The 14,128-nt window shown below is 66.4% G+C and carries 10 protein-coding genes; 5 read left to right on the plus strand and 5 right to left on the minus strand.

The features are described from left to right. Window positions 1-21 precede the first annotated feature (21 nt). The gene (locus tag ACN2C8_RS03525) at window positions 22-732 is read right to left on the minus strand and encodes a DnaJ domain-containing protein (protein ID WP_419254448.1); all 711 of its coding nucleotides are present in this window, start codon (window positions 730-732) and stop codon (window positions 22-24) included. A 94-nt stretch (window positions 733-826) separates the two neighbouring features. On the opposite strand from ACN2C8_RS03525, the gene pdxH reads away from it, so the two are divergent. Continuing rightward, window positions 827-1,492, plus strand: coding sequence for a pyridoxamine 5'-phosphate oxidase (gene pdxH / locus ACN2C8_RS03530; protein WP_419255800.1), 666 nt, complete (start codon window positions 827-829; stop codon window positions 1,490-1,492). Window position 1,493: 1 nt separating this feature from the next. Here pdxH and ACN2C8_RS03535 read toward each other — a convergent pair whose 3' ends face one another. After that, window positions 1,494-2,123, minus strand: a complete 630-nt coding sequence (locus ACN2C8_RS03535) for a TetR/AcrR family transcriptional regulator (RefSeq protein WP_419254449.1) — start codon at window positions 2,121-2,123, stop codon at window positions 1,494-1,496. Between the two features lie 143 nt (window positions 2,124-2,266). Here ACN2C8_RS03535 and ACN2C8_RS03540 point away from each other — a divergent pair, with 143 nt between their 5' ends. Then, window positions 2,267-3,766, plus strand: a complete 1,500-nt coding sequence (locus ACN2C8_RS03540) for an AAA family ATPase (protein WP_419254450.1) — start codon at window positions 2,267-2,269, stop codon at window positions 3,764-3,766. A 191-nt stretch (window positions 3,767-3,957) separates the two neighbouring features. Here the strand turns inward: ACN2C8_RS03540 and ACN2C8_RS03545 are convergent, their stop codons facing one another. After that, window positions 3,958-5,673 (minus strand): response regulator, encoded by a 1,716-nt coding sequence (locus ACN2C8_RS03545; protein ID WP_419262223.1) that lies wholly within the window; start codon window positions 5,671-5,673, stop codon window positions 3,958-3,960. 292 nt (window positions 5,674-5,965) lie between these two features. Here ACN2C8_RS03545 and ACN2C8_RS03550 point away from each other — a divergent pair, with 292 nt between their 5' ends. Beyond that, a complete protein-coding gene (locus ACN2C8_RS03550; RefSeq protein ID WP_419254452.1) occupies window positions 5,966-8,770 on the plus strand; it encodes a long-chain-fatty-acid--CoA ligase in 2,805 nt (934 codons plus the stop codon). Between the two features lie 4 nt (window positions 8,771-8,774). Here the strand turns inward: ACN2C8_RS03550 and ACN2C8_RS03555 are convergent, their stop codons facing one another. Next, the gene (locus ACN2C8_RS03555; RefSeq protein ID WP_419254453.1) at window positions 8,775-9,680 is read right to left on the minus strand and encodes an MBL fold metallo-hydrolase; all 906 of its coding nucleotides are present in this window, start codon (window positions 9,678-9,680) and stop codon (window positions 8,775-8,777) included. A 59-nt stretch (window positions 9,681-9,739) separates the two neighbouring features. Between ACN2C8_RS03555 and ACN2C8_RS03560 the strand changes: the two genes are divergently transcribed. Then, a complete protein-coding gene (locus tag ACN2C8_RS03560) occupies window positions 9,740-9,880 on the plus strand; it encodes a hypothetical protein (protein WP_419254454.1) in 141 nt (46 codons plus the stop codon). A gap of 30 nt (window positions 9,881-9,910) precedes the next feature. Here ACN2C8_RS03560 and ACN2C8_RS03565 read toward each other — a convergent pair whose 3' ends face one another. Continuing rightward, entirely contained in the window at window positions 9,911-10,321 is a 411-nt protein-coding gene (locus ACN2C8_RS03565) for a TIGR01244 family sulfur transferase (protein WP_419254455.1), read from the minus strand. A gap of 617 nt (window positions 10,322-10,938) precedes the next feature. Between ACN2C8_RS03565 and ACN2C8_RS03570 the strand changes: the two genes are divergently transcribed. After that, window positions 10,939-14,097: a TonB-dependent receptor gene (locus ACN2C8_RS03570; protein WP_419254456.1), complete on the plus strand. Its 3,159-nt coding sequence runs from the start codon at window positions 10,939-10,941 to the stop codon at window positions 14,095-14,097. Window positions 14,098-14,128 lie beyond the last annotated feature (31 nt).

Below are 14,128 nucleotides of genomic sequence, written 5' to 3' on the forward strand. Positions count from 1 at the left end.
CGATGTGTCTCTTGGAAGGAGTCAGGCCGCCCAGGCCGCCGCGAAGCGCTTGAGCAGTGAGCGGGCGGCGCTTTCGGCGCTGGACGTCACGGCTTCCAGGCGCAGGAAAAGGTCGCCGGCCGCGTGCGGTCCACGCGGCGGCAGACCCTGGCCCGGCAGGCGGACCAGACCGCGCGAGGCGGCCTTGGTCGAGATCCAGGCCAGACGGGGACCCAGCGCGGTATCGACCTCGACCCGGCCGCCCTCGGCCAGGACACGCTTGTCGATCTTGCCGGTCAGCCACAGGTCATCGCCGCGGATCAGGGCGTCGCGGGCGCCGTGGTGGCGAACCACGAAGGTGACGCCGTCGACCCGTACCTTGTCGTCCACGCGCAGGCCGGCGGGCAGTTTCAGGCGCAACTGGCGGCCATCGATAGCCAGATCCATCGACCCGCCGCTGACGGCGGTGGCGACATCGATCTCCAGGATCGCCTGCTGGACCACCTTGTCGGTGGGCGTCGTGCAGGCTGGCGGGAAATGGATCGCGCGGGGCGGTGGCTGGTCCTGCAGCAGGCGATAGGCGGTCAACACGTCGCGGAACAGGGCCGCGTCGCCGCCCGGACGGTCGGGATGGGCGCGTTTGGCGGCTTCGCGATAGGCGGCGCGCAACTCGCGCTCGCCCGCGCCGGGCGCGACGCCCAGCAGGGCGCGAGCGGCGGAAAGGGTCAGGGAAGAGGCAGGCCGCAGAGACATCGGACCGACCCTGCCGGGACTTGGTCAACGCCGGGTTAAGTTAAGACTTTCAGTTGCGGTGGTGGAGATGCGCCGGCGTGTCTATATGCCCCTCATGACCGAAGAGACCCTGATCCCCGCCTCGCCCAGCGAAGATGAGTATGTCCGCCAGGTGACGCAGGCCGCGCCCCTGCCGCTGCTGCCGGAAAACGACCCGCTGGCGCTGTTCGCTGAATGGCTGGCCGAGGCCGGCAAGAAGGAACCCAACGATCCCAACGCCGTGGCGGTCTCGACCGTCGACGCCGACGGCATGCCGGATTCGCGGATGGTGCTGCTGAAGGATTTCGACGCCCGGGGCTTTGTCTTCTACACCAACACCCAGAGCGCCAAGGGCGTGGAGCTGACCGGTCAGCCCAAGGCGGCGCTGCTGTTTCACTGGAAATCCCTGCGCCGTCAGGTGCGGATCCGCGGCGTGGTCGAGCCGGTCAGCGCGGCCGAGGCCGACGCCTATTTCGCCAGCCGCGCCCGCCACAGCCAGCTGGGCGCCTGGGCCAGCGACCAGTCGCAGCCTCTGCCCGATCGCCTGGCCTTGGAGAAGCGCGTTGCCGAGATGGGCCTGAAATTTGGCCTCGGCAAGGTGCCGCGCCCGCCGCACTGGTCTGGCTATCGCGTGGTTCCGCAGGTCATCGAGTTCTGGCGCGACCGGCCGTTCCGCCTGCACGAGCGGCTGGTCTATGGCCGGGTCGGCGAGGGCTGGACGACCAGGCGGCTATTTCCCTGAGTCACTTTGCCGCCTGCGCCCCGTAGCGGGCCAAGAAGGTCTCGACTGCGTCGTCGCATATGTCGGTCAAGGGCCGACCTGGCAGGGCTTCGTCGCCGGCCGTGAGGCCCAGCACCAGGGTGACGTGATCGATCATGCCCATCAGCTGGCCAGCCGCCCACGAGGGCTTTTCGGCGACGATCTCGCCGGTCTTGACCAGATCGTCGATCACCGCGATGGCCGCGCCGCCCAGCTCGTCGCGGGCGCCGTGCAGGAAATAGTCGGCCACCTCGTCGAAGCGCCGGCGCTCGGCCGTCACCAGACGAAACATCGCCCGGGTCACCGGACGGGTCAGGAAGAGCGCGTAGGCGTTGGCGAAGGCCAGCAGGCGGGTGCGGGCGTCGCCCCGGGTGCTGACGCTTTCACGAACTGGCGCGGTGATGTCGCGCGCGGTTTCCAGCACCACCACCTTGAACAGATCGGCCTTGCCGGGGAAATAGGCATAGAGGGTCGCTGTCGAGACGCAGGCGGCGCGGGCCACCACTTCCATGCCGGCGTCGCGATAGCCTTCGAGGAGGAACTGGGCCCGCGCGGCCGCGACGATTTCATGTCTCTTGTGTTCAGCCCTCTTGAGGCCGGCGCCCATCAGCATTTTAAAAAACTCTAACCGTTACTGACTTACAAGTTAATCGGGTATTGGGAATTTACGCAAGCCATGGGCGAAGACTTGGGCTCGAGATTCGGTTATGGGACCCCGGCGCCGGTCTGCGAGCGCGAAGCGACAGGATTTTGGGCGTGAACAAGGACGCTGAGAGCGCGCGCGAACAGGAAGTTGCGGCCTGGTTCGCCCAGCGGGCCGAGAACACGATCGAAACCTCCTGCGCCCGGGTGTTTTTGATCGGTGACGCCGCCTTCAAGGTGAAGCGTCCCGTTGATTTCGGCTTCCTCGACTATTCCACCCTGGAGCTGCGGCGCTGGGCGCTGGAGCGCGAGCTGGCGTTCAACCGCGCCGCCGCGCCCGACATCTATCGCACCGTTAGGCGACTGACCCGTGACGCCGGCGGCGGTCTTGAGGTCGATGGCGAGGGCGAGGTCGTCGAATATGCGCTGGAGATGCGGCGCTTCGACGAACAGGGCGTTCTGGCCACCCAGCCCTGGGCCATTGACGATGCTCTGGAAGACGCCCTGGGCCGCACCGTGGCGCGCTTCCACGACGGCGCGACCCTGCGGCCGCAGGGCGGCGGCGTGAATGCTCTGGGCTATACGATCCGCTCCAACGCCAATCTGCTGAGGGGCCTGGCCCCGCGTCTGGGCGCGCTGGCCGTCGAGCGCCTGATCGCCGAGACCGATCTGGCCCTGGAGCGCCTGGGTCCGCTGCTGGACGCCCGCGCGACCGAGGGCTACGCCCGCCACTGCCATGGCGACTTGCACCTGGGGAACATCCTGATCGAGGACGGCCGGCCGATCCTGTTCGACTGCATCGAGTTCAACGACACCCTGTCGGACATCGACATCCAGTACGATCTGGCCTTCCTGCTGATGGATCTGGACTTCCGTCGTCGTCGCGACGCGGCCGGCCGGGTGCTGAACGCCTATCTCGACGAGGCGGCCCGCAGCTTTGGCGACGGTCTGTGGACCGGGCTGGCCGCCCTGCCGCTGATGCTGTCGGTGCGCGCCGCCGTGCGCACCCACGTCTGGGCCTATACCGGCGACGATGAAGCGGCCCGGGCCTATCTGGCCACGGCCCTGGAGCATCTGGCGCCCAAGCCGGTCAGCCTGGTGGCGACCGGGGGGCTGTCGGGCTCGGGCAAGTCGACCTTCGCCCGCGTCTGCGCGCCCGGCCTGGGCTCGGCCCCCGGCGCCGTGGTCCTTCGGACGGACGAGATCCGCAAGCGCCTGTGGGGCGTGCCCTCGCTGCAGCGCCTGCCGCGTGAGGCCTATACGCCGGAGATGAGCGTGCGGGTCTATGACCAGCTGTTCAACGACGCGGCCCTGGCCCTCAAGGCTGGCCGGTCGGTGGTGCTGGACGCGGTGTTCATGAAGCCCGAAGAGCGCGCCCGGGCCCAAGCCCTGGCCGCATCCGCCGATGTCGCCTTCCAGGGCGTCTGGCTGGAAGCGCCGCCGGAGGTGTTGCGCGCGCGGGTCGCCGCCAGGGTCAATGATGCGTCGGACGCCGATGTCGCGGTGCTGGAAACCCAGCTGAGCCGCCAGACCGGCGAGATTGCCTGGCACCGGGTCGACACCGTCAGCGCGTTCGAGGACGAGGCGCGGGCCCTGGCCGAGACGATGGGGTAGGTTTGGTGGGCCGCGTCTCGTTTGCTCTTCTTTCTTCCGCTCTCCCCGGCGAAAGCCGGGGTCCAGATCGAACCCGGAGATGTGGCTATCTTGGCCGAAGCGGTGGGCGCACCAACTCCAAACGCTCTGGCTGAATCTGGGCCCCGGCTTTCGCCGGGGAGAGCGGACGTTTTGGAATCCCTAGCTTAACGTCACGCCGCGTCGTGCAGCGCGCCCGTCCTGGACATGTCGGCGCTGACGGCTCGGGCGATCGCCATGATCAGGGCCGCCGGATTGACCGGCTTTCCCAGGTGATCGTTGAAGCCCATCTTCAGGAAGCGCTCGCGGTCGCCTGCCATGGTCGAGGCCGTCAGGGCGATGACCGGCACGTTCGGATCGCCCGCTGCCCCGGAGCGAATGGCCCCCAGCGCGGTGATGCCATCCATCACCGGCATGTTGATGTCCATCAGCACGCAGTCGAAGCCGCCGCCGGCCATGGCCTCCAGAGCCGCCTGGCCGTTGTCGACCACGGTCAGGGACAGCCCGGTGGTTTCCAGCATGGTCTTGACGACCAACTGGTTGATCGCATTGTCCTCGGCCATCAGTACCCGCACCGAGGTCATCGAGGCGTCGTCGTCCCGCGTCGCGTCTATCGCCTGTTGTGGCTCCGCCTCAGGCACCCGGATGCTGAAGAGGAAGCAGGCGCCGGTGTCGCAGGGCGCCAGGGTCAGGTCGCCGCCCATCTGTCGGGCCAGGGCGCGCGAGATGGTCAGGCCCAGGCCCGCGCCACCGTGACGCCGCGAGACGGTGTCGTCGGCCTGGGTGAAGCTTTCGAAAACCCGGCCCACGGCCTCGGCCGGCACGCCCGGTCCGGTGTCGCGCACGGCAAAGAAGATCTCCTGCCCGCCGCTGGTCGGGGCACGGGGCGCATAGACGTGCAGGTCGACGCCGCCCTCGACGACGAACTTCAGGGCGTTGGAAATCAGGTTCATCAGTACCTGACGCACGCGCAGAACGTCGCCTTCGATCCAGGTTGGAACCTCGGCATCGAACCGGATCGACAGGTCGAGGTTCTTGACGACGGCGACATCACGCCAGGCGCTGATGATGTCGTCGACGGTCTCTTGCAGATTGAACGGCTCGGGAATCAGCTCGACCTTGCCGGCCTCGATACGCGACAGGTCCAGGACGTCGTTGAGCAGTTGCATCAGGCTGTCGCCTGACTTGATCATCAGTCGTACCTGCTCGCGCTGGGGCGCATCCAGGTTGGAACGCGACAGGGCGTGGGCCATGCCCAGAAGCCCGTTCATCGGGGTGCGCAGTTCGTGGCTGGTGACGGCGATGAAGGTGGACTTGGCGCGGGCGGCTTCCAGTGCGCGCTCGCGCTCCTCGCGCAGGCCGAGGGTCAGTTCGTCCATGCGCCGGGCGGCGGCGCGGTTGGAGATCATGGTGTTGATCGTGTTCAGCGTCAGGATCAGCAGCGCCCACCGGGCCGTATCGGGGCCGATGCCGTGTGCGTCGTAAAAGAAGAAGGGAAACACCATCAGGCTGGTCAGGGGCGCGACGGCGCTGACCGCCACCAGAGTCCAGGGCTGGTGGCGAAAATTCTGCGTGTAGACGATCTGTCCAACCCACACGGCGAGCGCCGCCAGCTTGAGGTCGGCTGTGGTGGAGAACCACAGCATGGCGGCCAGCCAGGCCCAGATGATGTTGATCGGCAGCGCGGCCAGCACAAACGCCGCGCGGAGACCGTGCGAGCCAGGGACACCTGGCGCGAACTGGCGTGTCGTCCATCGAGCCAGGCCCTCCGCTGCGAGCAGCGAGGTCAGCCAGGTCAGCGCCATGGGGGGGCCGAGTGCGCCTCCGATCACCAAAGCCGCTACCGCCGCCGAAATGACGCGCGCCATGAGCAGGCGATGAGTGTCCATCGCCACCTCATCCAGCCGTTCGTCAGCCCAGGGGGATTGCAACCAGCGCACCGAATCATCCTGACCAGGCCGGGGGTGGCCGAGCGAGTCAGACTAGCCTGTTAAGCCAAATCAAACTTCGCGGCGGCCTGCGGCGGATCAGCGCGGGCGCGAGTGGGACGCGGCGTTGCAACCGGACGCCGTTCAGCGAACGCTTTTAGCGTTCGCCCTTCGCGCGCGGCGCGTTGCGTGCAGAGGCCCCGCCCGGTAGCCTCACCCGCATAACAAGAAGCCTTTCGGGAGAGCCAGTTCGATGCAGGGGTTGATGCAGCACGGGGCGTTGACGGTCGACAAGATCATCGACCACGCCGCCCAGTGGCACGGTAGCCGCGAAGTGGTCACGCGGTCGGTCGAGGGGCCGATCGTGCGGACGACGTACGGCGCCATCCGCGATCGCGCCAAGCGAGTGTCCAATGCTCTGCTGTCGCTGGGGATCAAGCCAGGCGACCGCGTCGCGACCCTGGCCTGGAACACTGGCCGGCACATGGAAGCCTGGTATGGCATCATGGGTATCGGGGCGGTGTGTCACACCCTGAACCCGCGCCTGTTCCCCGAGCAGATCGCCTGGATCGCCGACCATGCCGGCGACCGGGTACTGTTCACCGACCTGACCTTCCTGCCCATCGTCGCGGCGATCCTGCCCAAGGTTCCCAGCATCGAGCACGTGGTCGTCTTTACCGACGGCGCGCACATGCCGGCCTTCGCGCCAGCCAGCGAGGCGCCGCACTTCAAGGGCGTCCACTGTTTCGAGACCCTGGTTGACAGCCACGGCGCCGACTGCGCCTGGGGCGGCTTCGACGAAGGTACGGCGGCAGGGCTCTGCTACACCTCGGGGACGACGGGCGACCCCAAGGGGGTGATGTATTCGCATCGCTCCAATTTCCTGCACACCTTCATCACCCTGCAGCCTGACGTGATGGGACTGTCGCAGCGCGACACCATCCTGCCAGTGGTGCCGATGTTCCATGCCAATGCCTGGGGTGTGGCGTTCTCGGCGCCGGCCACCGGCTGCAAGATGGTGCTGCCTGGCGCCAAGATGGATGGTGCGTCGATCTTTGAACTGCTGGACAGCGAGGGGGTCACCTTCTCGGCGGCCGTGCCGACGGTCTGGCAGATGCTGTTGCAGCACCTGCGCGACAACGATCTGAAGCTGCCTGTCCTCAAGAAGGTGGTGATCGGCGGGGCGGCCTGTCCCGAGCACATCATTCGCGCCTTCCAGGAAGACTACGACGTTGAGGTCGTGCACGCCTGGGGCATGACCGAAACCTCGCCGGTCGGCACCCTGTCGGTGCTGACGGACGAACTGGTCAAGCTGCCTTACGACCAGCAGATGCCCTATCGCCTCAAGCAGGGCCGGCCCCCCTTGGGCGTCGAGCTCAAGCTGACCGACGATGCCGGCCAGCGCCTGCCGCATGATGGCAAGAGCTTTGGCAATCTGAAGATCAAGGGACCGACCATCGCCGGCGAATATTTCCGCGGCGCCGGCGGCAACATCCTCGACGAAGAGGGCTTCTTCGACACCGGCGATGTGGCCACGATCGACGATCACGGCTTTATGCAGATCACTGACCGCGCCAAGGACGTGGTGAAGTCCGGCGGCGAGTGGATCAGCACCATCGAGATCGAGAATATCGCTGCGGGGCATCCCAAGGCGGCCCTGGCGGCGGTGATCGGCGTGCCCCATCCCAAGTGGGACGAACGGCCGATCCTGCTGATCAAGCTCAAGGAAGGCGAGACCGCCACCCGCGAAGAGTTCCTCGAGTTCCTGCAGGGCAAGATCGCCAAGTGGTGGATGCCCGACGACGTGCTGTTCGTCGACGACATCCCGCTGGGCGCCACTGGCAAGATCGACAAGAAGCTGATCCGCCAGCGGCTGAAGGACTATGTGCTGCCGACCGCTGTCGCCGCCGCGCCGGTGCTGGCGGCCGCCGATGGTGGGCAGGCCGCGCGCATCTATGCGCCAGATCCGGTGGAGACGCCGTTTGATGTGGAGGCGATCGCCTCGGGGGAGCTTGAGGCCGGCGCGGTTCATGTCGAAACCGCCCCGGCCGAGATCGAGCCGACCTTCGTCGTCGCGCCTGACGTCCAAAATCTGCCGCCTGCGGAGGACCTGCCGCCGGCCGAGAACCTGGACGACCAGCCCCTGAGGCTGAGCCAGCCCGACGCCGCCGCGCCGCCCGTCGCCACGCCCGTGGTCTCGGTCGCCGAGGATCTGCCCTTCGCCATGCCGCTGACGCCGCGTGATCAGCGCAAGGCCAAGGCCGCTGCGGCCAGGGTCGGCCAGACGCCGTCATGGGCACCACTTTATCTAGACTTGGCCCTGGTCATCGCCCTGGTCCCCGGACTGCTGGTGGCGGTCGGCGCGCTGGGCGTGAAGTTTGGCCTGCTGGACCTGCCGCTCGGCTACAGCCTGATGGCCCAGGACTGGGCGCCGAAGGTGGCGCTTCTCAGCGTCGCCACCGGTGTGCTGGGTCTGATCATCGCCCTGATGGTCGGGTTCGGAAGGCTGTGGAAGCGGGTCGTGCTGATCCTGCTGATCACCGCCGCCACCATCGCCGCCATGCTGGGCGTCAACGCCGTGGGCGGCCGGGCGCCGCCGCTGCACGATGTGGCCACCGACTGGAAGACGCCTCTGGGCTTTTCCGACGCGGCCCTGGCCGCGCGCGGGGGCTCAGCCCAGGCGGTCGAGGATGATCCCAGCTTGCCGGTCGGTTCGGTGGTCTTCGCGGGCCGGCGGGTCGCCGACGTCAATGCCGAGACCTGCGCTGTGGCGCGTCCGCTGGTGATGGAGCGCGCGCCCGCCGACGCCTATGAGGCGGCCAAGGCGGCGGTGCTGGCCTCGGGCCTGACCCTGATCACCGACGATCCGATGGACGGACGGCTGGAGGCCACCGGCAGCAGCTACTGGTACGGGCTGGTCGACGATCTGGTGGTCCGGGTGCGGCCCGACGCCGCCGGGGCGCGGGTCGACATGCGCTCGATCAGTCGCGAGGGCGGCGCCGACATGGGCCGCAACTGCCGGCGGATCGAAGGTCTGCTTGTCGCTATAAAGGGCTAGAGGCTCACGGCAGCCTGTAGCCGGCGTCCAGATCCGCAGCCCCGTCGCAGACCACACGGCCTTCGCGGACCAGCTGCTGGATGTGGGCCAGCACCGACATGGCGGCGGCCGGGTGGAGGCGCGGGTCGACCGCCGCATAGAGCACCGGCACCATCGCCTTGATCTGCCCGTGGCCGGCGGCCAGGGCGTCGAGGATCTGGGCCTCACGCGCCCGCCGATGGGCGATATAGGCGTCGATGAAGGGCGTGACCGCGCGGATGGGCGCGCCATGGGTCGGCCACAGCGTGTCGAAGCCGCGGGCCTTCACCTTGTCCAGGCTGGCGAAATAGTCGCCCATGTCGCCGTCGGGCGGGGTGATGACCGTGGTCGACCAGCCCATGATGTGGTCACCGCAGAAGAGGGCGTTCTCTTCCTTCAGGCCAAAACAGACATGGTTGGAGGTGTGGCCGGGCGTGGTGATGGCTTCCAGCGTCCAGCCGGGCCCGGACAGGACCTGGCCGTCGACCAGCTCGACATCGGGCCTGAAGCGACCGTCGGCGCCTTCCTCCAGCCCGGCCCCCTCGGGTCCCCTTGAGGCCTCGCCAGGGTCGGACGGCGCAGGGCGGCCATAGATCGTGGCCCCGGTCAGATCAGCCAGGGGGCGGGCGAGGGGGGAATGATCCAGGTGGTGGTGGGTGACCAGGATATGGGTCACGCGCTCGCCCTTGAGCGCCGCCAGAAGGGCGTCGAGATGTTCGGCGATCTCGGGGCCGGGATCGATCACCGCCACCTCGCCCGAGCCGACGATATAGACCCCGGTGCCGGTATAGGTGAACGGCCCCGGATTGCGGGCGATCACCCGCCGTATCAGCGGCGAGACCTGATCGCAGCGGCCGTACTCGAACTCGATCTCGCGAACATAGGGGATCATGGCTGTCTCCGGCGCCGGTCTTGCGGTTGACCCCTCCAGTAACCCTTGGAGGACGAGCCATGGTGGCGGACGCGGCGATTTTTGTCTCAAAACGGCTTCAGCGCGCTGCCTTCGCCGTGCTGTGTCTCGTGATGGCCCAGTTCGTTCTGGCCAGCTGCGAGGCTGAACAGTCCCCGATGGCGGCCCGGGTGTCGTACTAGGCGCACGCTACAGAGTGAAGCTTGCTTGGGTCAGTCGGGCAGCACGCCAGACAGATCATAGCCGGCCGCAGCGCCCTGGCTTACCAGGGTCTGGCGGTCACTGGCGCCCGACAGCGCCTGACCGATCGACCAGGTGACGATCGAGCGTGTCCCCGATCTACAGAAGGCCAGCACCGGTCCGCCCGCAGCCTCAACCGCCCGCTGGACGGCCTCGACCTGGTCGGGCCCCGGTCCGCCCCGCACCGGGATGTGCACATAATCCAGGCCCGCCGCGCGAGCCGCCGCCTCGATCGCGGCGCTGGAAGGCTGGCCGGGGTCTTCGCCATCGGGCCGGTTGTTGATGACCAGAACGAATCCCTCAGCCGCCGCCCGGGCGATGTCGGCCTCCGTCACCTGCGGGCTGACGGAAAGGGAGTCTGTGACGCGTCGGAAGTCGCTCATGGGTGCTCGCTCAACTCGCTGACCAGCCTGCTGCGGAAACGCGCGGCCAGCGCGGCATCATTGCCAGAGCCGGGCGCCGTGGCAACGGGCATTGGGGCCCGAACATGCCCCGGAAACGATCATTAGCCGAAATCGATGTCCGGAAATTGACATAAAAAGGGGTGGAAAACACCGATATTTCGCCGGATCGTTGGAACGCGTTTCGGTCTTGTCAAGATTGGCGAGGTGGATTTTGCCGGCCCCCACAACCTTGGGATAGCACCGTTCAATGAGCGCCGAGCGGTCAAATTTTTCCACAAAACCAAGCTTTTAGGGGAGGCTTAGCCTAAGGCTCAGCTTGATGCGTCGAATGGTCCGACCGTCTTTGGCAAGAATGGGGCCTCAGTGTTGCGTTTATGCGACAGCGGTGGGCGATGTGGGTTACCGAGTTGTAATGGCAATTGACCCAAAACTGTCATGGCTCCTAACGTCCCCGCCAACCGGGGGAAATGTTTTCCGGGACACCAGTAATCTCGTGATGCACTTGGAGCGGACTTCCGCGCCCGCCGGACGAAAAGCTTTCTTCAGGGGCCTGTCCGGCCGAAGCGTCGCATCACGCAAGAGGGGATATGATGAACATGAACTCCACAAAGGGTAGCGTTCGCGCGCGTCTATTGACGTCGACGCTGCTGGCGGGCCTCGCGTCGATCGCGACGCCGCTGGCCATCACGGCTTTCGCCACGGCCATTCCGACCATCGCCAGCGCCCAAGATTACACCAGCGGTTTGCTCTCGGGCACCGTGCTGGACGCCAGCGGCGCGCCCGTCGCCGGCGCCGCGGTCACCGTCAAGTCGAACGCCCAGGGCTTCACCCGCGCGTTCACGACGGACGCAAACGGTTCGTTCCGCAGCCCGGCCTTGCCGGCCGGCAGCTACTCGGTCTCGATTGCCAAGGACGGCTTCCAGACCACCAACGACGGCGCCCTGAGCGTTCGCGCCGGTGGTGAAGCGGGCTACAGCTTCACGCTCGCCTCGGCCGACGCTACGGTTTCGGAAGTGGTCGTTACCGCAACCGCCAATCCGCAGCTGGACTTCTCGCAGACCACGACCGGTCTTTCGATCGACGTTGAAGACCTGCAAAAGCAAGTCCCGGTCGGCCGCAACATCACGGCCCTGACCCTGCTGGCCCCCGGCACCGTCGAAGGCTCGTCGACCAACTTCCGCGGTCAGACCTCGATCAGCGGCGCCTCGGTCGCTGAAAACGCGTTCTTCCTGAACGGTCTGAACATCACGAACTTCGACAACTACATCGGCGCGTCGACCGTGCCGTTCGAGTTCTACAAGTCCGTTGAAGTGAAGACCGGCGGTTACGCTGCTGAGTACGGTCGCGCCACCGGCGGCATCGTCAACGCCGTGTCCAAGTCGGGCTCGAACGACTTCATGTTCGCCGTCCACGGCAACTGGACCCCGGACAAGCTGGAAAGCAGCCAGAAGGACACCTACCTTACCCGCGGCAAGCTGCGTAAGACCAACAACAAGGACATCGTCTTTGAAGCTGGCGGCCCGATCATCGAAGATCGCCTGTTCTTCTACGGCCTGGCTCAACTGCGCGACAACGAATCCGTGGCCGCCTCGAAGGCCGCTGGTTCGTACAACATCGACAGCGGCAAGGACCCCTTCTACGGGATCAAGCTGGACGGCTACATCACCGACCGTCAGCACCTTGAATTCACGTTGATCGACACCCAGCGCAACACCAAGCGCAAGAGCTACAACTACATCTACAGCCCGACCGGCACCGCCGACACCATTGGCGCCGAACTGCCCGGCACGCGCTTCGAAGACGGCGCCACCAGCTACGTCGCCAAGTACACCGGCAGCTTCACCGACTGGCTCACCCTGTCGGCTGCTTACGGCCTGAACAAGGACCGCAACGCGACCAAGTCGGCCCTGAGCGGCTCGCCGCTGGTGCAGTCGTCGATCCGTGCGGGCACCCCCGCCGCGACCGCGACCCGCCGCGTCAGCTTCCAGAACACGGCCAGCCAGGACGCGCCGCGCACCACCACGCGCGAATTCTACCGCGCCGACGCCGACATTTACGTCAGCCTGCTGGGCGATCACCACATCCGCGCCGGTTTCGACCGCGAGGATCTGACCCTGATCCACCAGTCGCAGCGCAACGGCGGCGGCAACTACGTCTATCGTGAAGGTTCGGCCACCGATCCGCGCGGCATCCCCGCCGGTCGCTTCTACCTCGACGTCCGTACCTTCATCGGCGGCGGCTCCTACACCGCGAAGAACGAAGCCATCTACCTGCAAGACTCGTGGGATGTGCTGCCGAACCTGACCCTGAACCTCGGTGTTCGTCGCGACAAGTTCCAGAACCGCGGCATCGACGTCGGTGGCGTCAAGGGCGGCGTGTTCGTTAACTTCGACAACGAAATCGCCTTCCGCCTGGGCGCGACCTGGGATCCGACCAACGACGGCACGAACAAGATCTTCGCGAACTACGGCCGCTACTATCTGCCGGTCGCGACGAACACCTCGTACCGTCAGGCCTCGGCCATCCTCGACGAAAGCGCCTTCTTCCTGCTGCCGGCCGGCTTCCAGCTCTATAACCCCGGCACGACCACGGTTAACACCGCCATGGTCAACCCGATCTCGGGCCTGCCGCTCGCCGGTATCGGCACGCAGATCACCACCGCCAACTCGCCGGGCTTCGCCACGGCCGCCATCTGCCTTCCGGGCGGCGTCGGTGCTGCGGGCCTCCGTGGCTGTACGGTTCGTAACAACGGCACCATCCAGCCGTTCGTCTCGAACATCAGCCGGAACCTGAAGTCGACCGCTGATGACGAATACATCCTCGGCTACGAACACCGCTTTGACTCGCTGTGGAAAGCCGGCGCTACGCTGACCTTCCGCAAGTCGCTGCGCGCCGCCGACGACGTCGCCGTCGATCCGGCCGTTCAAGCGTACTGCAAGGCCAAGGGCATCGTGGGCTGCGAAGACGTGTTCAGCGGCTTCCACCAGTACACGATCATCAATCCGGGCATGGCCCAGACGATCGTCCTGTCGGACCCGCTGCCGGGCGAAACCACTGTCCGCACGATCGACTTCACGGCTGAACAGTTGAGGTACCCCAGCGTTGATCGCCAGTACATCGCGCTGCAAATGCAGTTCGAGCGTGCTTTCGACGGCAAGTGGGCTCTGAACGGTTCGTACACCCTCTCGGAATCGAAGGGTAACTACGAAGGCTACGTGAAGACCGACTACGCTGGTGGCCAAACCGACGCCGGCATCACCGCCGACTTCGACACCCCCGGCCTGACGGAAGGGGCCTATGGCCTTCTCCCGAACCACCGTGGTCACGTGTTCAAGATGTTTGGTTCGTACCAGGTGACCGACAGCTTCCTGGTCGGCGCCAACGCTCTGGTCGCCTCGGGCCGCAAGTATGGCTGCATGGGCTTCAACCCGAACGATCCGGTCCTGAACGACGCCTACGGCGCGCTGTCGCACTACTGCAAGGGCGTCTCCAGCCCGCGCGGTTCGGTGTTCACCGACCCCTGGACCTATCGTCTCGACCTGTCGGCTCGCTACACGGTGCCGTCGTTCGGCTTCCTGCCGGAAAACGGCCTGACCCTGCGCGCGGACGTCTTCAACGTGTTCAACACGCGCAGGACGGTCGAAAGCAACGAGTTCGGCGAACTCGACAGCGGTGCGGAGAACGTCAACTACCAAGCCCCGCTCTCGTACATGAACCCGCGTTCGGTGCGTCTGGGCTTCGATCTGGTCTTCTAGTCAAGACAAGATCACCACCAAGTCAGAGGGC

It is taken from the genome of Caulobacter sp. ErkDOM-C, from assembly GCF_048541825.1.
GTDB lineage: Bacteria > Pseudomonadota > Alphaproteobacteria > Caulobacterales > Caulobacteraceae > Caulobacter.

What these genes read in the sequence shown, in the direction of transcription:
- ACN2C8_RS03555 (WP_419254453.1), bottom strand. Translation starts at nt 9,680, where the DNA reads ATGATCCCCTATGTTCGCGAGATCGAGTTCGAGTACGGCCGCTGCGAT.
- pdxH (WP_419255800.1), top strand. Translation starts at nt 827, where the DNA reads ATGACCGAAGAGACCCTGATCCCCGCCTCGCCCAGCGAAGATGAGTAT.
- ACN2C8_RS03560 (WP_419254454.1), top strand. Translation starts at nt 9,740, where the DNA reads ATGGTGGCGGACGCGGCGATTTTTGTCTCAAAACGGCTTCAGCGCGCT.
- ACN2C8_RS03550 (WP_419254452.1), top strand. Translation starts at nt 5,966, where the DNA reads ATGCAGGGGTTGATGCAGCACGGGGCGTTGACGGTCGACAAGATCATC.
- ACN2C8_RS03565 (WP_419254455.1), bottom strand. Translation starts at nt 10,321, where the DNA reads ATGAGCGACTTCCGACGCGTCACAGACTCCCTTTCCGTCAGCCCGCAG.
- ACN2C8_RS03525 (WP_419254448.1), bottom strand. Translation starts at nt 732, where the DNA reads ATGTCTCTGCGGCCTGCCTCTTCCCTGACCCTTTCCGCCGCTCGCGCC.
- ACN2C8_RS03545 (WP_419262223.1), bottom strand. Translation starts at nt 5,673, where the DNA reads ATGGACACTCATCGCCTGCTCATGGCGCGCGTCATTTCGGCGGCGGTA.
- ACN2C8_RS03535 (WP_419254449.1), bottom strand. Translation starts at nt 2,123, where the DNA reads ATGCTGATGGGCGCCGGCCTCAAGAGGGCTGAACACAAGAGACATGAA.
- ACN2C8_RS03570 (WP_419254456.1), top strand. Translation starts at nt 10,939, where the DNA reads ATGAACTCCACAAAGGGTAGCGTTCGCGCGCGTCTATTGACGTCGACG.